14 protein-coding genes are annotated in these 21115 nt (G+C 40.6%); 2 read left to right on the top strand and 12 right to left on the bottom strand.

The annotated features are described in order from the left end of the window. Positions 1 to 69 precede the first annotated feature (69 nt). From AC0IWT_RS11210 to AC0IWT_RS11195, 4 genes are all read right to left on the bottom strand, one after another. On the bottom strand, positions 70 to 1122 hold the full coding sequence (locus AC0IWT_RS11210; protein WP_471797284.1) for a sugar phosphate isomerase/epimerase family protein: 1053 nt from the start codon (positions 1120 to 1122) through the stop codon (positions 70 to 72). Positions 1123 to 1128: 6 nt separating this feature from the next. Next, on the bottom strand, positions 1129 to 2286 hold the full coding sequence (locus tag AC0IWT_RS11205) for a Gfo/Idh/MocA family protein (protein WP_471797283.1): 1158 nt from the start codon (positions 2284 to 2286) through the stop codon (positions 1129 to 1131). Between the two features lie 80 nt (positions 2287 to 2366). After that, positions 2367 to 4067 (bottom strand): GMC oxidoreductase, encoded by a 1701-nt coding sequence (locus tag AC0IWT_RS11200; RefSeq protein ID WP_200940317.1) that lies wholly within the window; start codon positions 4065 to 4067, stop codon positions 2367 to 2369. Between the two features lie 24 nt (positions 4068 to 4091). Further along, positions 4092 to 4676, bottom strand: coding sequence for a gluconate 2-dehydrogenase subunit 3 family protein (locus AC0IWT_RS11195; RefSeq protein ID WP_471797282.1), 585 nt, complete (start codon positions 4674 to 4676; stop codon positions 4092 to 4094). 897 nt (positions 4677 to 5573) lie between these two features. Here AC0IWT_RS11195 and AC0IWT_RS11190 point away from each other — a divergent pair. Both AC0IWT_RS11190 and AC0IWT_RS11185 read left to right on the top strand, forming a co-directional pair. After that, entirely contained in the window at positions 5574 to 6518 is a 945-nt protein-coding gene (locus tag AC0IWT_RS11190; protein WP_471797281.1) for an NAD-dependent epimerase/dehydratase family protein, read from the top strand. A 91-nt stretch (positions 6519 to 6609) separates the two neighbouring features. Then, positions 6610 to 7338: a YebC/PmpR family DNA-binding transcriptional regulator gene (locus AC0IWT_RS11185; protein ID WP_471797280.1), complete on the top strand. Its 729-nt coding sequence runs from the start codon at positions 6610 to 6612 to the stop codon at positions 7336 to 7338. Positions 7339 to 7399: 61 nt separating this feature from the next. On the opposite strand, the gene AC0IWT_RS11180 is transcribed toward AC0IWT_RS11185, so the two are convergent. The 8 genes from AC0IWT_RS11180 to AC0IWT_RS11145 form a co-directional block, all read right to left on the bottom strand. Then, on the bottom strand, positions 7400 to 8182 hold the full coding sequence (locus AC0IWT_RS11180; protein WP_471797279.1) for a carboxylesterase family protein: 783 nt from the start codon (positions 8180 to 8182) through the stop codon (positions 7400 to 7402). 67 nt (positions 8183 to 8249) lie between these two features. Beyond that, positions 8250 to 10547, bottom strand: coding sequence for a beta-glucosidase BglX (gene bglX, locus AC0IWT_RS11175; protein ID WP_471797278.1), 2298 nt, complete (start codon positions 10545 to 10547; stop codon positions 8250 to 8252). A gap of 28 nt (positions 10548 to 10575) precedes the next feature. Continuing rightward, complete coding sequence (locus AC0IWT_RS11170) at positions 10576 to 12321, bottom strand: discoidin domain-containing protein (protein ID WP_471797277.1); 1746 nt, start codon at positions 12319 to 12321, stop codon at positions 10576 to 10578. Between the two features lies 1 nt (position 12322). After that, positions 12323 to 13693, bottom strand: coding sequence for a glucoamylase family protein (locus AC0IWT_RS11165; protein ID WP_471797276.1), 1371 nt, complete (start codon positions 13691 to 13693; stop codon positions 12323 to 12325). 15 nt (positions 13694 to 13708) lie between these two features. Then, positions 13709 to 15376, bottom strand: coding sequence for a glucoamylase family protein (locus tag AC0IWT_RS11160; RefSeq protein WP_471797275.1), 1668 nt, complete (start codon positions 15374 to 15376; stop codon positions 13709 to 13711). 77 nt (positions 15377 to 15453) lie between these two features. Next, entirely contained in the window at positions 15454 to 16278 is an 825-nt protein-coding gene (locus AC0IWT_RS11155; protein WP_471797274.1) for a LamG domain-containing protein, read from the bottom strand. Between the two features lie 17 nt (positions 16279 to 16295). Next, positions 16296 to 17777, bottom strand: coding sequence for a RagB/SusD family nutrient uptake outer membrane protein (locus AC0IWT_RS11150; protein WP_056870100.1), 1482 nt, complete (start codon positions 17775 to 17777; stop codon positions 16296 to 16298). Positions 17778 to 17788: 11 nt separating this feature from the next. Further along, positions 17789 to 20803, bottom strand: coding sequence for a SusC/RagA family TonB-linked outer membrane protein (locus tag AC0IWT_RS11145; protein WP_056870101.1), 3015 nt, complete (start codon positions 20801 to 20803; stop codon positions 17789 to 17791). Between the last annotated feature and the right edge of the window lie 312 nt (positions 20804 to 21115).

Here is a 21115-nt window from a genome sequence, read left to right as displayed (position 1 = left end):
TCAGCTTGCCTAAATCGTTTTATAAAAAAGGATTTTGCAAGTTTTCATTGTGTGTGTTTTCTATTTTATTTATAAACCTAATATTTTTTTGTTGAATTCAGCGTCGCTTCCAGATGCTGCGAAATCGTCAAAAGCCTTATCAGTTACTTTGATAATGTGGTTTTTGATAAATTCTGCACCCTCTCGGGCACCATCCTGTTGATTTTTTATGCAGCATTCCCACTCCATAACAGCCCAGCCTTTAAAATCATATTGAGCTAATTTACTAAAAATGGTTTTAAAAGCAACCTGGCCATCACCAGGCGAACGGTATCTGCCGGCACGGTTTGCCCAACTTTGGTATCCACCAAAAGTGCCTTGTTTGCCTGTAGGATTAAATTCTGCATCTTTAACGTGGAAAGCCTTGATTCTTTCGTGGTAAAAATCGATGTATTGAATGTAATCTAATTGTTGCAACACAAAGTGAGAAGGATCATACAATAAGCATGCCCGAGGATGATTGTTCACAGCAGAAAGAAACATTTCGTATGTTTCTCCGTCGAATAAGTCCTCTCCGGGGTGAATTTCGTAACAAACGTCAACCCCGCAATTATCGAATTCGTTTAAAATTGGTGTCCACCTTTTTGCCAGTTCAGCAAAACCTTCCTCAACTAATCCCGCCGGGCGCTGAGGCCAGGGGTGAAAGTATTGCCAGAGCAACGATCCGCTAAAAGTAGCGTGTGCGTTTAAGCCTAAGTTTTGTGATGCTTTTGCTGCATATTTCATCTGTTGCACAGCCCATTCTTTTCTTGCAGCAGGATTTTTATGAACAGCCTTCGGCGCAAAGGCATCGAATAAATCATCGTATGCCGGATGAACGGCAACCAACTGGCCTTGAAGGTGTGTAGATAGTTCAGTAATTTCCAAACCATACGACGCAATTTTACCTTTAAGCTCGTCTGCATAAGTTTTACTTTCTGCAGCCTTCTGTAAATCGATAAACCTCGAATCTAGTGTTGGCATCTGGATACCTTTAAAACCTAATCCTTTTGCCCACTCGCAGATACTTTCTAATGAATTAAAGGGAGCTTCATCACTAATAAACTGAGCCAAAAATACTGCAGGTCCTTTTATTGTAGTCATAATCAATTAAATTTTATAGTCCCACCATTTTTGGTCAGCATTACTGGAATTTACCACATTTTCGATAAAAGCCATTCCTCTGACACCATCTTCGGTATTCGGAAAGTCCAACATTTCTGGTGTTGGTTGCTGGTTATTCAACTTAGCATCAACTGTTAACGCAAAATTTCTATAAATATTTGCGAAGGCTTCCAAATAACCCTCAGGGTGTCCACCTGGCGTACGTGTATTGTGCTTAGCGAAGCTGCCCATATATCCGTTACCTGTTCTATAAATCTGAGCCGGCTCGTTTAACCATCTAACAATCAAGGTATTTGGTTCCATTTGATGCCATTCCAAGCCGCCTTTTTCACCGTATACTTTAATCCTTAATGCGTTTTCTTCTCCAGCTGCAATTTGTGAAGCAATTAAAACGCCGTTTGAGCCGTTGTCGAATTTGAGCAAAACATTTCCATCGTCGTCTATTGCTCTTCCAGGTACTACGATGCTTAAATCAGCACAGATTTTAGCAATTTTTAGTCCTGATATGTATTCAGCCAGATGTGCTGCGTGTGTACCAATATCGCCCATGCTACCACTTTTTCCGGTTTTTGACGGGTCAGTTCTCCAGGCGGCTTGTGCATTTCCTTCTCTTTCGGAAAGTGTACTTAGCCATCCCTGAGGGTATTCCACAACAATCTTTCTAACAGCCCCTAGCATGCCTTCGCTAACCATCTGTTTTGCTTGCTTAACCATTGGATAGCCAGAGTAGGTATGAGTTAAACAAAGTGTCAGGCCAGTTTCTTTAACTTTGGCGTCAAGTTGTTTAGCCTCTTCCAGGGTCAAGGTCATAGGTTTTTCTATAACTACGTTGAAGCCTAAATCCAGCGCCATCATTGCGGGTGCAAAATGTGCGAAATTCGGGGTAACTATTGTCACAAAGTCAATGCGCTCACCGGCAGGCAATTCACTTTCTTTAGACAACATTTCTTCATAGTTTTTGTAAATTCTGCTGTCAGGAAGGAACAGCATTTTACCTGATTCGTATCCAACTTCAGGATTTACACTTAAAGCACCCGCAGATAGTTCAATTAAACCATCCATGTTAGCTGCAAGGCGATGTACGGCCCCGATAAAGGCGTCTTTTCCACCGCCTATCATGCCCATTCTAAGTTTTCTTTGCATAAGGTATAAGATAATGACAAAAGGCTTAAGGTAAATGGAACGCTTCCACAAACCTTAAACCTTTTGCATTGAACTTTTTGTTAAATGTTATTTTTCTTTAATTCTTTTACTGCATAATCTGCCGCACGTGCAGTTAGGGCCATAAATGTTAATGATGGATTTTGGCATGCAATAGATGGCATACATGCTCCATCGGTAACAAAAACATTATTTACTTCGTGCATCTGATTCCATTTATTGAGTACAGAAGTTTTCGGGTCGTTACCCATTCTTGCTGTGCCTTGCTCGTGGATTGCCATGCCTGGATAGCAGCCGTTATCATACGTTTTGATGTTTTTCATTCCCGCAGCTTCCAGCATTTCAGCAGCATCGTTCATCATATCAATACGCATTTTTTTCTCATTCTCTTTGTATTCGCAATCAATTGCCAATACCGGCTGTCCCCATTTGTCTTTTTTAGTTTTGTCGATGTAAACCTTGTTTTCGTAATAAGGCAACATTTCGCCGAAACCACCCAAGCCCATTGTCCAGTTTCCTGGTGTGGTCATTTTCTCTTTCAGGCCTGCACCAAACGAAAGTTCCGCAACATCGCTTTGCCAGTTTGAACGGCTGGCGCCGCCCTGATAGCCAAAGCCACGCAGGTAATCGCGTTTATCATTACCAATATTTTGATATCTTGGAACATAAATTCCGTTGGCACGGCGGCCATAAGTGTATTTATCGTCGAAACCTTCTGCCTCGCCAGATGCGCCGCAGCGGAAGTGGTGATCCATTAAATTGTGACCCAACTGGCCGCTTGAATTACCCAATCCGTTTGGATGTGCTTCTGAAGTGGAATTTAACAAAACGAATGTAGTACCTAATGTAGACCCGTTTACAAAGATGATTTTTGCATAAAATTCCATCGTTTTGTTGGTTTCCGCATCAATTACCATTACCCCTTTAGCTTTCTTAGTGTCCTTATCATAAATGATGTGGTTCACGATAGAATATGGCCTTAAGGTTAACCGCTTTGTTGCCATTGCCGCAGGAAGTGTAGAAGACTGTGTGCTGAAATAGGCACCGAAAGGACAGCCACGGCTACATAGATTACGATATTGGCAGTTGCCACGGCCTTTATGCGGCACGGTTAAATTTGCAACCCGGCCTATCATAATAATTCTTTCTCTTTTATAATGCTCTTCCACGCGGGCTTTAACCGATTTTTCAACTACGTTTAAATCCATTGGTGGTAAGAATTCGCCATCAGGGCAGGTTGGCCAGTTTTCTTTTGAGCCGCTGATTCCCGCAAATTTTTCCGCGTAATCGTACCATGGTGAAAGCTCTGCATAACGAAGAGGCCAGTCACTGCCATGCCCGTCTTTAGCATTATCTTCAAAGTTATGATCACTAAGGCGATAACTCTGGCGTCCCCACATTAATGATTTTCCACCAACGTGAAAACCACGATACCAGTCGAATCTTTTATCTTCTGTATATGGACATTCTAAATCGTTTACCCACCATTTTTCATTCGCCTCCTGGTATGGGTAATCTCGTTTCTGAACAGGGTGTGTGCGTTTTTGTTCTTCGGTTAACCTACCGGCATGTTTAAAATCCCATGGATTTTTCATTGCAGTTTCGTATCCCGTAATGTGCTCGATATTCATTCCTCTCTCGAGCATTAAAACACGCAGGCCCTTTTCTGTAAGTTCTTTTGCAGCCCAGCCGCCACTAATCCCCGATCCTATAACAATAGCATCGTAAGTATTTTCAGCTTTTAAATTTGTATTTAAATTCATGATGTTTGTTGTTGTGGTTAGAAATTAAGTAGCCCAGGATTTTTGGCCTGGCTTTAATGGTGCACTACCATCATAGCGACCAGGAATAAGCACATACTCGCGTGCCTTAGTACAGCCAATTTCTGAAGAATAGTAACCTAATAAAGTCAAATCCCTGGCGGTAACGAAGAAATAGACCAAATCCTTGTTTTCTTCTGATTTAGTTTCTTTTTGCGCCAATGCCATTGTTCTTAAATCAACCATCAGTTTGGTTCGTTCAGCAGCTGTTAATGTTGCGTAACTTTTCTTAAAATCTTTCATCGATTTTTCCTGAAGCGCTTTGAAGCCGTTAGCGAACGATGTTTGCATCGTTTTCGGGTAACAATCCTGCATCATCATTGGAATAAATTTGCCCAATCCTGCAGCTTTCGCTCCGCCAGATGATTTAGTAGCGGGAACAATTACATCGGCAAATTCGGCAAAAATCTTTTCATCCTGTAAAGAATAGGATACGAAGTTCTTTTCGTTTTCAGGGAGCGTAAAACTTTCGAACAAAACGCCCATCGTACTTGCAGAAATCGCTCCTCCAAGTAGAAATGCAACGTTTTTTAGTGCTTCTCTTCTATGCATCGTTTATGTGTATTTTATATATTTATTATCTATATACTGGTTGGTAATATTAATGAAAATATGGGATAAATACTGTTAAAATTTTGGTAAATTACTTGTCTGCAATGCGATTGTTACCGAATGGAATTGTTCTAAATAGCAAAAAATTATTTGCTCTAAACTATCTTTAAAGGCCTTTTTGAACAATCTTAACTTGGTGTAAAAATTACATTTAGCGCTAATGAAATTATAGTTTACTAATAAATTTCCCTTCGTTTAATTAACATGCTCAGGCTGCTAAACTAACAACTAATTTTTAATGTGATTGTAGCTTTCCGTAATGCTTTGATAAACGTCTTTTCTCACTAAATCCTTTTCTGCAAAAATTTATTCTATACCTGCGGTTTTTGAGGCTGTTTTGCCTGTAAGCAATTTGTTCACGTTCGATTCACTTGTTGGCAATTACTTCGGCTCTTATGTGGTTTTTCACCACTAATTTTAAGGCTCCAAACAAGTAATTTCTTTTATGGCTGCGGTTTCAAGTTTTTCCTACAACGAAATAAAAATGTTTTCAACAGGTTCCCGGGTAATAATCTTATCTCCCGTTTTTTGGTATGCCTGCGAGAATTATTCTGAACTGAAACTTAATAAAATCTTTCCATACGTAGCCACTTCTCCTAACTTAAGGCGATTTACTAAATCTGTAAAATCTTCGGGTTGAAGAGGTCTCGTATTATATTTGACTCTAAGTAAGTGTACTAAATTCTTTCTTCTGGACTTTATTTATTGCGTAGAAACGCTTTTAAAATGTTTCCGGTGGCTTATTGGAAAAAATAGATGTGAAGGATCTACTTACTTTAAATATTTTACAGTGCTTTTATCTCAATTTTTTACCTTTGCTCAAGTTTTAGAAAAAATATGCAGGAAAATATAGTTGTTTTAGGTTCTAACGGGCAAATTGGAACGGAATTGGTTACCATGTTACGTAAAATATATGGTGATGATCATGTTGTTGCCTGCGACATTCGCCGGCCAGATTATGATATCAAAAACTCGGCACCGTTTGAGTTCGTTAACGTGTTAGATAAGGAAATGATTAAAGGCATTTTCCAAAAATATAAACCAACTCAGGTTTATCTGCTCGCTGCATTATTATCTGCAACTGGTGAGCAAAACCCCAAACTTGCCTGGGATTTAAATATGAACGGTTTGCTAAATGTTTTAGATTTAGCATTAGAGTATAAAACTGCAAAAGTTTATTGGCCAAGTTCTATCGCTGTTTTCGGTCCGAATTCGCCAAAAGATGGTACCCCGCAATATTGCACTATGGATCCTAATACGGTTTATGGTATTAGTAAACTTGCAGGAGAACGTTGGTGTGAGTATTATCATCAGAAATACGGTTTGGATGTACGAAGCATTCGTTATCCCGGTTTAATTAGCTGGAAAGCAGCTCCGGGTGGAGGGACAACAGATTACGCAATCCATATTTTCCATGATGCATTGAAAAAAGGTAATTATCAAAGTTTTTTAAATGCCGGTTCCGAACTGCCGATGATGTACATGGAAGACGCAATTAGAGGAACAATCGAATTGATGGATGCGCCTGCAGACCAGATTTCGGTTAGAAGCAGTTACAATTTCGGCGGTGTAAGCTTCACGCCAGAAATTTTAGCTGCCGAAATCAGGAAACATATTCCTCAATTTAAATTAACTTACAGCGACAAAGATCCACGTCAGCAAATTGCCGATAGCTGGCCACGTTCTATAGATGACAGCGTGGCAAGGAATGACTGGAACTGGAAACCGGCATTCGATTTATCGAAACTAACTATTGACATGTTAAATAACTTAAAAAAATAGGGTAAATGGTTTTGGGTAAAAGGCTTAGCGAGTTTAACCGATACCTGATGCCAACGAGCTGATACTAAATACCAAATAGTGATACTAAAAAATGGGAAGAGCATTCGAATTTAGAAAAGAAAGAAAATTTAAACGTTGGTCTAAAATGGCTGTACAATTTACCCGAATTGGTAAAGACATTGTAATGGCTGTTAAAGAATCGGGTCCAAATCCTGAAACTAACTCGCGTTTACGTACAGCAATGCAAAATGCCAAGGCTGTAAATATGCCTAAGGATAGGGTAGAGGCGGCTATTAAGCGTGCTTCCGATAAATCGATGGCTAATTATGAAGAAATTGTTTACGAAGGATATGCGCCACATGGTGTTGCTGTATTAATAGAAACCGCAACTGATAATACCAACCGTACCGTTGCGAATGTTCGTAGCTATTTTAATAAAACCGATGGTTCTTTAGGTAAAACAGGTTCTTTGGATTTCGTTTTTAACCGTAAATCTGTTTTCCGTTTTGTACCTGCAGAAGGGCTCGACCTTGAAGAATTAGAGTTTGAGCTAATTGACGCCGGCCTGGAGGAATTGTACGTAGAGGCTGATGAAGATGGAAACGATGTTGCAGTTGCTCAGGGTGCTTTCGAAAACTTTGGTTCGCTTCAAAAAGCCATTGAAGAAAAAGGCATTGAATTGAAAAGTTCAAAACTGGAGCGTATTGCATTGTCGCACCACGAGGTAACTGAAGAACAGGCCGCTGATGTTTTGAAATTAATCGATAAGCTTGAAGAAGACGACGACGTTCAGGCTGTTTACCATAACATGGCAGAATAGATTAACCAAATCAAAGAAAAAAAGCTCCAGAATTATTGATCTCCGGAGCTTTTTTTGTTTCCTAATTTTTTTTGTGCGAAAATAACCAGGGCAATAGCTCCGGTTCGGCAAATGCACTATCCCAGCTGTTGTGGTTAGCTAACGGATACAGCGTAAATTTTACCTCATCGCCCACTACTTTTAACCGCTCAGAAATTGCGATTGAAAAGGCCGGATCAACAACATCATCTTTTGCGCCATGGAAAATCCATAAAGGCACGGTTTTGTATTTGTTGATGTTATTAGTGTTGTCACCACCACAAATGGCGATGGCAGCAGCAAAAGTTTTTCTCTGCCTTCTCAACAATTCATAAGTTCCCATTCCTCCCATAGATAGCCCACCAACATAAACCTGATTTCTGTTTACAAAAGGTTTTTTGAGAAAATCTTTCACCATTGCCTGCAATGCATGCATGGCTTTTGTAGGCCTGCCCGCTTCAACGAAACTGAAACTTCTTTTGCCCTGGGCATTTGGTGCGATTATTACATTTGCCCAATAATCATTTGCGGGGCATTGAGGAAAGACAATAATCGCCGGGAAGTTTTTTCTAACCTCATCCTTAAGAAATAGTTTGCCACCGTGAACCAGCTGACTTTCGTTATCGTTTCCTCTTTCGCCACTTCCATGTAGAAAAAATAGTATCGGATATTTTTTAGACGGGTCAAATTGCTCCGGGAAAAGAACTCTGTAATAGATCGAATCGCTCCCTTTTATGTAACTTCCTTTTTCGTATTTGTTAAAATCCTGTGCTTTAGTAGAAAGTACAAATGATAGCAGAAATAAGGTTAGAAATGTTTTCATCATACACAAAATTAAAAAACCCCAGCCATTTTGCAATAGTCTGGGGTTTAACTAACCATTCTTTAACGCTTTACTTAAATGAAAAAGATGCCTCTTTAACATCTCTGGAGTTTGAACCAATAAAGACTTTAAAGTCTCCTGGTTCTGCTACAAATTTTAAATCTGAATTATAGAACTTCAAATCTTGTTCAGAAATGGAGAAGGTTACATTTTTAGTTTCCCCTGCTTTGAAGTATATTTTTTGAAAACCTTTCAGTTCTTTAACCGGTCTGGTGATGCTGCCGACTAAATCTCTGGTGTAAAGTTGCACAACCTCTTTACCACCAACAGAGCCATTATTTGTAACTGCTACTGTCGCGGTTATGCTTTTGCCCTTCGTTAACGTATTTGAGCTTAACTTAATATCACCATAGGTAAAAGTTGTATAACTTAAGCCGTAGCCGAACGGATAAAGTGGCTCATTACTTACGTCTAAATAATTGGAGCGGAATTTTTCGAACCATTTGCCTTCTGCAAGTGGGCGCCCCGTGTTCTTGTGTGCGTAAAAAATTGGCACCTGACCAACATTTTGAGGAAAAGTTGCGCTAAGTTTTCCTGATGGATTTACATCACCGAAAAGGACATCGGAAATGGCATTTCCGGCTTCACTTCCAGGAAACCAAACATTTAATATTGCAGGAATATTTTCATTTTCCCAGTTTAAAGCCAAAGGCCGCCCGGTAAATAAAACCAATACTATCGGTTTGCCCGTTTGTGCCAGGGCTTTTAACAAATTCTTTTGCGTCTGCGGAATCTGAATGTCAGTAACGCTACTGCTTTCGCCGGTAAATTCCGAGCCTTCTCCCAACACAGCAACGACCACGTCGGATTTTTTAGCAACATTAACGGCTTCCTTAATCAGTTCTTCTTCAGTTCTCGAATCGCGGGTATAAGTATTGTTGTGTATGTTAACGTAACGATGTTCTGCAACCGAATCTGCCAGGAAATTAGAACCACGAGCGGTTAAAATTTTAGCATTTTCACCCAAAGCATTTTTCATGCCCTGCAAAACCGTTACCGATTTATCGAATAATGCAGCAACACTCCAGGTTCCATACATGTTGGCTGTATTATCTGTAAGCGGGCCAATTAAACCAATTGTGCCTGATTTTTTTAGTGGCAAAGTATTATTTTGATTTTTTAACAAAACAAAACTTTCTGCAGCAATTTCTCTTGCAGCCTGGCGGTTTTGCGGAGTAAAAACCTCTGTTTCTGCACGTTTCGGATCACAAAATTTGTATGGATTTTGAAATAATCCAAGCTTGTATTTTGCCTGTAAAATTAATCTGCAGGCACTGTTAATCTGTTCAATTGTTACTTTTTTCTCTGCTAAAGATTTTTTAAGCGTTCCCAGAAAACCTTCACCCACCATATCCATATCTACACCTGCGTTTAAAGCCAGGGCAGAAACGGTTTGTAAATCGCCCATACCGTGTGCAATCATTTCAGGGATACCTGTATAATCTGTCACCACGAAACCTTTGAAACCCCATTGATTGCGCAAAACCTCGGTCATTAACCATTTGCTTCCGGTTGCCGGAATGCCATCAACTTCGTTAAATGAAGCCATGATACTTGCTGCGCCGGCGTCAACAGCGGCTTTGTATGGCGGTAAATATTCGTTATACATTCTAACCTTGCTCATATCAGTGGTGTTGTAATCGCGACCGGCTTCTGCTGCACCGTATAGTGCGTAATGTTTTACGCAGGCCAGAATCTGGTTGTTCGCTTTAAGATCGCCCTGATAACCTTTAACCATAGCTTTAGCTATCGCAGAACCTAAAAAAGCATCTTCACCATTGCCCTCAGATATACGGCCCCAACGCGGATCGCGGGATATATCAACCATTGGAGAAAATGTCCAGTTTATACCGCTTGCGCTCGCTTCAACTGCTGCAATTCTTGCAGATTTTTCAACCGCATACATATCCCAGGTTGCACTCATGCCCAACGGAATAGGAAAGACGGTGTTGTAGCCGTGAATAACGTCCATCCCAAAAAGCAAAGGGATTTTCATTCTGCTTTCTTCAACCGCAATCTTTTGAACGGCTGAAATTTTGTCGACACCTTTAATGTTAAACAATCCACCAACCTGTCCGGCCCTTATTTTTTTTCCAATATCGCTGCTATTCGCCTGTCCGGTGGTAATGTCGCCCGAGCTCGGTAAATTTAGCTGACCGATTTTTTCATCGACGGTCATTTTCGCCATCAGGTTAGAAATAAAAGTGTTCATTTTTGCCTCATCGTCGGAAATGGGTTTTTTGGTTTGCGCTGAAGAACTAACGGCTATAGCCGCAAGTAAAATAAATAGGATGTTCGCTTTTCTCATTAGTATTCGTGTGTTTGTTCTTTTAAATTTATTCAACTGTTTTTACGTCAGTCTTTTTTGAAACGCCATTTTCATTAATTGCTTCAATGCTGAAATAGTATGTTTTTTTCAGATCCATTGCTTTAAACCAATATTCATTTAAATCATGAATCATGATGCAGTTGTAAAGTTTATCTGGTGCGGTGCCGTAATAAAGATTGTATGCAAAAGCATTATCAACCGGTTGCCATTTGATATAAGCACTTCGTTTATCTTTTTCGGTTCTCAGCACAATCAGATTTTTAACCTCACCGGGTTTGGCACCATTTCCATTGCCGAAAATTCTTAATCCGCTAATGGCGAATTTGCCTGTTGGCATATGGATGTTTACCATTTTGATAAATCTGGTTTTTACTGGTTGCTCCAACTCGATATAGTCATGAGGAACATCAGTTTTGTTCTTGCTTTTATCAACCAAAGTAGTCCATTTTTTTCCATCAGTTGATGATAAAATCTTGTATTGATGGTATATTCCGGTTTGTTTGCCAATAAATTCTGCATCCTGGTCTGCATAGTTAATCTGGATTGCATTTACTGTGGCCAAACTTCCCAAATCTGTTTGAATCCACTCTCCATTATTTGCGGTTTTTGCACTCCAATATGTTTTTATGCTTTCGTCTACTGCGTTATTTGCATTGAAAGAACCTAATGTTGAAGAAACGGTTACCGGCTTTTTATAGTTAATTAGCATCCATCCCGGCCCTGCCGCACCGCCTTCTTTTCTTTCAGAAGGAAGGTAAAGCGGGTAATCGCCGAAGGCGGTATTCGTCCACATCACATCGTCCTTATCAAAGCCTGTCGGCCAGATTCCTATTCTGCGTTCCCAGGTATTTTTAACACAGATAATGCTCGTAGAAACGTGCCAGTATTGCTTGCTGTTATCTTCAAAGGTTGCGCCGTGCCCGGCCCCTCGAGAAAAGCCGCCCGCTTTGAAGCTCAGCGGGTCTGATTGTGGCGTAAATTGAGTATCGTAAAACAATGGTTTAGAGCCAACTACAACACCATCGGCATAGCCACTAAATTCGGTTCCGGGTGCCCCATATTGAAAATAATATTTTCCATTGTGCTTAGTCATCCAGGCGCCTTCAATAAAAGGATCGAGAAAAGTATTATCCATATTTTCTCCAAAACGCTGCCAGCCATAGCGCCAGGATTCTAAAATGTACATCGGCATTCGCGTTCCGATGGGTTTAAAAGTTTTTCTATCAAGCTCTACACCATAAACCGGATAGTTGTTACTGCTGCCATTGTACATGTAAAAGCGTCCGTCATCATCAGTAAAAAAAGCAGGGTCCCAACCGCCAATTTCCAATGAATCTACCAGCGGTTTCCATTCATTTCCTTTCGGATTTGTACTCATCCACAGGGTGAAATTTTTTGTATAAGTGCTACCGAAAACAACCATTGTATCGCCGAGGATACCAACAGCAGGTGCACAAAGTTCATCTTTCGTTTTATTCCATGGGCGAAGAAACTTTCTTTCTTCAAATTTCCAGTTCAACATATCCGGGCTATGCCAGTAGCCCCATTGGTTGGTGCTGAACAGGTAAAAATCGCCTTTGTAATTAACAATTACAGGATCGGCAGTTGCACGATGCTTTCCCCATTCCGTAAAAGATTCGAAAGGCGTGTAACCATAATCAATGTTGATTGGGTTGCAGTATGTTTTCTGTTTTTGAGCCGCGGCTATAAAACAAATCAGCGTAACTGAAAGTAAGAGCAACGTTTTCTTCATGCTATTTTTTTAATGTTGGGTGCTCAAATCCGAGTTTTGTTAAACCATTTTTTACATCCTGGTTTTGCATAAATAACTTCCAAAGCAAACCAGATCTATAGTTTTCCATCATCACAACCATTGGTCCCTGGTCTATTCCCAAATATCTTTTTGGATACCAATTGTCGGTTTCAGAATAAGCATCATAAAAACCATATTTACCCCAAACTTTATCACCTAAATCTTCGTAAAGATGCCTGATAAATTTTATAGATTCTTTTGGTGTATATGGAATTGACGAAATTGCCGCTGTCGGCGAAATCACACCAAAATCTTCCTGAGGATTGTGCGCTGCGTAGCCTCTAACCGAGTAACTTGCTGTTAAGCCCCAGCTGTTTTCGCCGTAACCTTTAAAATGTTTAGGGTTGGCAACGCAATAATCGTGGATGGCGAGCGTGTGGTTAACGTTATTTTCCCAGTAGTTTGCGTAGCTGTCTTTTAAACCTTTCGGATTTAGACCCAAGTATGAGTAATGGGCCCAAAATAGCGGTCCGACGGAATTTTTTTGCCCCTGGTAGTCCATTGTGAATGGATGGCCATACACACTAAATTTTGCTTTAATTTCACCATTTCTGCCCCAGCCTTCGTGGTAAACTTCTGCAGGTATGGTATGTGTAGGAGAGGCCGCCGCCATTACATACATAATTAAGCATTCGTTGTAACCTTTAACCGGGAAATTCATTTCCCAGGCATATGCCGGCGACCAATGCCAGTAAAGCACATTTTGTCCGCCATTGCGATACCAGCTGAAATCGATACCTCTAAAAAGTTCATTAGCTTTTTCAGAAAGCATTTTTTCTTGTGATGTTCCGTTTTTGTAATACTCTTTTATGCAGATTAATGCCTGGGCAACGAAGGAAGTTTCTACCAAATCGCCGCCGTTGTCTTTCTTACCGAACGGACGAACTTTACCAGTGCGCCCTTCTATCCAGTGTGGCCAGGCGCCATGGAAACGATCTGCTTTTTCAAGGAAACTCAGGATTTTGTTTAAACGCTCAAAACCCTGTTGTTTAGTTACATAGCCTCTATGTATTCCGCTCAAAATAGCCATTAAACCGAAGCCGGTAGAACCTGTTGCAACCGTACCTTTATCGTTGTCGGGGTAAATGTTATCTGCGTGATACCGTTCCCGGCCAGCGCCAGAGTTGGGTTCGGCGCCATCCCAAAAGTACTGGAAGGTTTGTTTTTGAACTACATCAAGCAAAGCATCGTCTGATAAACCTTTTTTAATTGGAGGTGCAGTTTTTATCGTTTCAAAGGTTTGTGCATTGGTTGTGCATTGAATACCTGAAGTAATTAAAATAACGAAAAGAGTTCTGAATATAAATTTCATTTGGTAGAAGGTATTTTAAAGGTTTGGACTACTGAAACCTAAATTACGCATCCCGGTCTTTACTTCAGGCGCACTCATGAATAGATTCCAGATTAAATTTGTACGGTAATTTTCTATCATGACAATAATTGGTCCCTGATCTATAGCAAGAGTAGATGAAGCAAACCACTGATCCTGCAGAGAAAAGGCATCATAGAAGCCATAATCGCCCCAGGTTTTATTGCCAAGTTTGTAATAGAAATATTTTAGCGCCTGCATAGATTCAGTAGGTGTGTATGGAAAAGACGAAAGTGCTGCAGTAGGGGCAATAACGCCCACATCATTTCCGGGTGCACTTGCTGTATAGCCTCCCTTGATGTCGCTTGCAGTTAAACCCCAACAGTTCGGTCCATATCCATAATATGCCAGTGGGTTTGCAACGCAGTAGTTATAATTGATTTGAGTGTGGGCTTTGGTTTGGATTTCATAATTTGCATAGGCGTCCGCCAATCCCTTTGGGTTGATGCCCATAAATGAGTAATGCGAGAAAAATAACGGACCGCCATTGGCTGGCCCTAATGGAAGTTGAACGCCGTAATAGGTATTTCCGTTTTTCATGCCACCATTCTGGGCCCAACCGGCATCATAAACAGTTTTTGGAATTGAAAAAGTAGGCGAGGCAGCAGCCATAACATAAGTAACCAGGCACTCGTTCCAGCCTTTTATTGGCAAATTCATATCCCAGTTATAATTTGGGCTCCAATGCCAGTAAAGTGTGCTACTGTTATCTTTGCGATACCAGCTCCATTCTACACCATTGTAAATGTTGTTGATATCAGCTCTTAAAGCGGTTTCGTTGCCGTCTGCGCCGTTAAAAAACTGACGGGCAGTTATCAACCCTGCCATCAGATAAGATGTTTCTACCAAATCTCCACCGTTATCTTTTGTGCTAAAAGGAATAACTTTTCCAGTATTTCCATCTAGCCAGTGTGGATAGGCGCCGTGGAATCGTTCAGCAGTTTTTAAGAAAGCGACCATTTTTTGCAGCCTCGCCAAACCATCGGCACGGCTAATGAAATTCCGACTAATGCCCGTAACTATGGCCATTATACCAAATCCAGAACCGCCGGAAGTAACCATGTTGCCAGCGGTATTCCGTTCGCGTGCAAGTCCGCTTGTTGGGTGACCAAAATCCCAAAAGTATTTAAAGGTTTGCTTTTGAACCAGGGTTAGCAATTCATCATCGCTTATTCTGGCAAATTTATCGGTTTCATCAATTGCTGTAATTAAGTTAACGGCTACACTGCTTTGAAGCTTACTTCCGGTTTTCGACAGTAGATTTGTTGTGGCCGTTAAAGTATATTTTGTAATGGGTTGTAAAGCCGCAGTTGGGGTAATCACAACCGTATTATCGTTGTTTTCTAAAGTTGAGGTAAAGGAAATTGCCGTTCCTGCTGCGTCGGTAAATGTAACGTTGCCGGCAACGGAAGAAAGATTGATAGGAGATGAAAAGGTTATTTTAACGACAGGGGAATTGTTTAATCCATAGTAAGTAAAGCCGGTAAAAGTGCCGTTTACTTTCAAGTCGGAGAACGAAAAAGACGTGGGTGTAACGGGTGGATCGACTGGTGTTGGCGTACTTCCTTTTTTGCATCCAAAAACAAAAAGTAAGACAACCAGTAAATAAGGAAATGTTTTTGTCATGGTGTAGAATTAAAAAGGGTTGTCAATTTTGACAACCCTTCATTGTTTAATTGCCTTCAGCTTGAGTGATAAAAGAATTATTTGCCTCTTGCTTCTAATTTCGAAAGGTATCCAACTTCTTCGTCAGATAATGCTTTATTGTATAACCTAACCTCATCAATCTGGCCTGTTAAGAAACTAGCCCAGTCTTGTTTACCCGTGCCTGTTGTTTGGCTTGGATTGGTTTGAAATTGAACCGTTCCGAAAACCAGATTACCTGAATTGGTAAAAGCTAACGGCCCAGTTAAGCCAGTAACTGTACCAGCGCTAACTCTCGAACCATTTACATAAACTTTAACCGAACCTGTAGTTGCATCGTAAGAAATGGCTAAAGCTGTCCATTTTCCGAAAAGGTTTAATACATTATCGGCAGCGTAAGTTTTATCTCCGCCTTTGTTAATGTGGATTCTTAATTTTCCATTTTCGTTGGTACTTCCGTTTTCCACGAAGACTTCAATATTTCCCCAGAATTCAGATTTGTTTGAAAGGCTGAATAAACCAACAATACCATTTGAAGGTGGCGGGGTATTAATCCACTCTGTTAAGGTGAAACTTGTAAGCCCCGTTACTTTTGCAGATGGCGCACTAAGCACATAGCTATTGGCAGCGCCTTGTAGAGATTTACCTTTGATGCCTGTTCCAAAACTCGTTCCAGTGTTAGTTCCTCCACCGTTTGATACGCTATCAATCAAACTTCCGTCGAAAGCCCAGTAAGCAGCTAAACTGCTGGGCGCAACTTGTTTTGCACTGGTGTAACCACCAATATTTAAAGCTGGCGCATAACTAGACGGCTCAAATTCTTTTTGGCAAGATGATAAGCCCAGGGCTACAGCAGCCATCAATAAAAAATATTTTGTTTTCATTTTTTTAAATTAAGCGATTAATAACCTGGGTTTTGTGTTAAAGTACCTGCACTTAAATCAATTTCTGTTGAAGGAATTGGCCATACTTCATTTTTGTTAGCTTTCCAGCCTTTCGGACCAAATACCGCGGCCGCACGGCCCTGACGGATTACATCGAAATAACGATCGGATTCCATTGCCAGTTCAACTTGTCTCTCTTTTTGTATAGCGGTACGTAGCGCATCTTTATCAGATGTGGTAACATCAGGCAAAACGCCTGCTACACCACCTCTGGCACGTGCACGAACCAGATTTAAAGATGATTTAGCTAAAGTTGGATTGCCTTGCTCATTAGCAGCCTCAGCGTTCATTAACAGAACATCTGCGTAGCGTAAAACCCGCACATTTTGTTGTGCACCTTCGTTAAAGCCAGTTATAATTAAACTAAACGGAACGTAAGATTTTTGGTTATACATTGGATTATCACCAGTTGGGTCAATGGCGTCACCCTCAGGAGTAGTTTCACCTCTGAAAATAATTGTTCCATCTCTTCTTGTATCGCCTGGTTCGTAAGCTGCAGCTAATGCGGCGGTAGGTACATTGAAACCCCAACCTCCAACGCTACCTCTTACGCCTTGCACCTGGCTATACTGAGAAGTTGCTGAACCTGCAATCGCCGGTCTGATTTCACACTGAATTTCGAAAACAGATTCAACACTGTTTTCATTGTTCAAACGGAAACTTTGCTCATAATTTGGAACAAGACCGTAACCCATGGTCATAACTGTATTGGTATAAGCAAGTACATCTGCCCATTTTTGCTGATACATAGCAACTTTTGCATGTAAAGCCAGTGCGGCACCTTTTGTTGCCCTACCTAAATCTGTTGCCGGATAGGTTTGTGGCAGAGTTGCTGCAGCATCGTTCAAATCTTGCTCAATAGCAGCCCAAACTTGCGCCTTAGGTGTTCTTGGGATGTTAAATTCAGTTGCATCTTTTGGTACTTTTAAACGCAAAGGCACGTCACCAAAAGCACGCACTAACCTGAAGTACGAATAAGCACGAACAAATTTAGCTTCCGCGATATAGCGGGCCTTAAGGTTCGCATCCATGGTGATTGCCGGAATGTTATCCAAAACCTGGTTGCAAAGGTTGATGTTTTGATACTGACCTGTCCAGAAACCTTGCAACTGGCCTTCGGTTGATGTAACTGTAAACGAATCGAAGCCATTTAGATAGCTTGCATCATTTGCAGAACTTCCTTTTTCAGCGTCATCACCTGCAATGCTTTCAACTGCAAGTGCCGGGAATGCTGTATTTTCCCAGCTTCTTAAGTTGGCATAGATAGAATTTACCGCTTTAGTTGCATCATCCTGTGTTTTCCAAAAACTAACAGCAGGTTGTTGTGCTTGTGGGTCTACATCTAAAAAGCTTTTTTTACATGCAGGCAATATCAACAGACCAGAGCATAAAGCAATAAGGCCTATCTTTTGTATATAATTATTTTTATAAATTTTCATTGCTTTGTTTATTAGAAAGTAACTTGTAGACCGAATCTATAAATGGCTGACAAAGGATAAACACTTGCATCAATTCCTGCATTGGTTGGCGTACCACCAATTTCTGGAGTGAAGCCTTTGTAACCGAATATGTTTATCGCATTTTGTGCATCAACAAAAACCCTAACTCTTTGTATTTTCCATTTGCTCATTAACATTGACGGTAATGCATAACCTAGCTGGATGTTTCTCACACGGATATATGAACCATCTTCTACATAGAATGAGTTTGGAGCCGAGTTTGAGTTAGACCCTACATTAGCAGAAGGATAGGTAGTAGAAGTTCCAGCACCATGCCATCTGTTATCATAAAAGTCTTTGCTGAAATTTTCATTACCAAAACGGTAAGCGATATTTGCATTGTAAACATCAACGCCCGCAACACCTTGGATATCTACTGTTAAATCAAAGTTTTTGTAGCCGAAGGTTGTGTTGATGCCGTAGTTAAATTTTGGATTTGGATTACCTAACACAACGCGGTCTTTTCCATCAATTACACCATCGCCATTTTGGTCAATGTATCTAAAATCGCCAGGTTTAGCGCCAGGTTGCGCTGAAGAAGTAACTTCTGCTGCGGTTTGGAAAATTCCAGCCACTTTATAACCGTAAAATTCACCAATTGCACCACCTTGAATGGTACGTGTTGCCAAAGCACCATTTGCAATACCCGCTCCACCAGCGTAAATTGGGTTTAAGCCTGTAACAACTGAAAGAACTTTGTTATTGTTTATCCCAATATTACCACTAACTGAATAGCTGAAGCCACTTTTTGTCTTATCAGCATAGGTAGCTAAAAATTCGAAACCACGATTTTGAAAATCTGCCTGATTACCAATCTGAGTACCAGAACTTGTTCCAATAGACGATAAGATTGGAATTGCGAAAATCGCCTGCTCGGTTTTTTTATTGTAAACACCTGTTTCAATACTTAACTTATTATCGAGGAATCTGGCTTCAATGCCGATATCTGTACCGGTTGTGCGCTCCCAATTTAAGAAAGAAGGTACCAAAGAGTTAACATTAGCGCCAGTATAACCTACACCATTAAAGAAGGCAACCAAATTACCGCCCTGCGCTACCGTTAAAGTAGTTGGGTTAACCGGTACACCTGCGTTACCTACTTTACCCCAAGAACCTTTTAGCTTTAAATAGTTAACTACTTTTTGGTCTTTCATGAAATTTTCGTTTGTAATTACCCAGCCAGCACCGATTGCAGGAAAGTAACCCCAAAGGTCGCCACCACCGAAAAATTGTGAAGCGGCATCACCACGAAGTGTCGCATTTAACAAATATTTATCTTTATAAGAGTAATTTACACGACCGAAATAAGAGTTCGATGTAGCTAAACTACCACCATCAACAACTGTTCGGGTTGCCGCTGTACCTAAAGAAAGATACAAATCACCATCACTTGTGTAAGGAACGTCGAATGCAGTAGAATTGATGAAATATGATTTTCTACGTTGAGCCGTTGTACCTGCTAAAACGGTGATGTTGTGGTCGCCGAAAGTGTTTTTATAGGTTAGCGTGTTTTCTAAAATCCAGTTTCTGGTTTCAGACCTGTTAATGTTTAGGGTGCTTTGTGTTGTTCTCTGCCCTTGTGTTGCTGAATAAACAGGTGTGTAGCCTCTTACTTCATTTTGGCCGAAATCGCCACCAGCGCTGGTTCTGAAAGTAAAGTTTTTCAAGAATGTTAATTCTGCATAAACGTTACCAGTCATTCTATAATTTTTAGATTTCTGGTTAAAATAATCCAGCGTAACCTGAGGGTTGAAGTTGTTACCACCGCCTAAACTAAAATCATTCGCATCGCCATAGCTACCATCAGCATAATAAACTGGAACTACTGGGCCGGCCGCATATAACTGACGGAAAATACCGCCATCGATATCGTTTGTGTTGATAGCAGTTCCTGAAACTGTGTAACCAACTTTCAAAGGTTTTGCAAGCTGAAAATCATTAGAAAGTTTTGCAGTATAACGTTGGTAATTCTGCGTTTTAACAATACCATCCTCATTTGTGTAACCTAATGAGAAGTTATAAGTTGTTTTTTCCGTTCCACCGTTTACTGAAACCTGGTGATTGGTTTGCAATGCATTTCTAAATGCCTGGTTGTACCAATTAGTTCCTGTACCGAAAGATGAAGGATTTGCAAATAATGCATTTGCGCCGTTAGAAGCAGATAATTCATTGATGATGGTTGCATATTCAGTCGCATTGGCCATCTCTACCTGGTTTGTCACCGCTTTAAATCCGATTGATCCATTGTAGCTGATTACAGGTTCGCCGGTTTTACCTTTTCTGGTTGTAATTAATACAACACCGTTTGCCGCTCTGATACCATAAATAGATTGAGACGATGCATCTTTCAAAATACTTAAGTTTTCGATATCAGCAGGGTTTAAAAAGCTAATTTCATCGTACCAAACACCATCAACAACATAAAGTACACCTGTGTTACCATAAATTGTACCTGTACCACGAATGGTAATTTGAGGCGAAGAACCTGGTGCACCGTTGTTCGTGATAGATACACCGGCCACTTTACCTTGCAAGGCACTAATGGCATTTGTTGAGGCCTGCTTAGCGATGTCATCACCTTTTACTGTTGCAACAGAACCAGTCACATCAATTTTGCGCTGTGTACCATAACCAACCACAACAACCTGATCGAGCTGCTGTGAGGATGATGCCAATTCTACATTAATGGTTGTCCGGTTATTAACAGGTATCTCCTGCGGGGTGTAACCTAAGTATTGAAATACTAAAGTTGCATTTGCCGGTGCGCTAATGCTGTACGCTCCTGATGCATCTGTTTGAGTGCCAATTTGTGTCCCTTTTACTAACACGCTTACGCTCGGGATGGTGGTTTTGTCGCCTCCATCTGTAACCCTACCTTTTACGGTAATGTTTTGCGCAAATGCTACGTTAATTGCGAGTAAACAAATTCCGGCCAGAACAGAAATTCTTGTAAAAATTCTTTTCATGCTTTATTAAAATTTAGTTTAATTGTTAGGATAAATGTGAGGTTGTTTTTCCGCTTGTGCAAGCAATTGCACCTCTACATTAATACATCATACGTGAATGTGTAGTATCTCAAACTGATATACCAATTGCCGAAACAGCCTGAAAACGCACTTTTCTGGATTGTAACTGATTAATTACGACTACACAAGTGTAGAATGTACACGAAGTGTTTTGAAAGGGTTGAAAACTTGTTATGAGAGGTAATGATGTAGTGTTGAAATGATGAAAGATGTTAAATCGCTGTTAAAAATCTGAGTTGTGTATTTCTGACC

The sequence above is a fragment of the Pedobacter sp. AC464 genome, from assembly GCF_979253075.1.
This window is presented reverse-complemented; position numbering and strand designations above follow the sequence as displayed.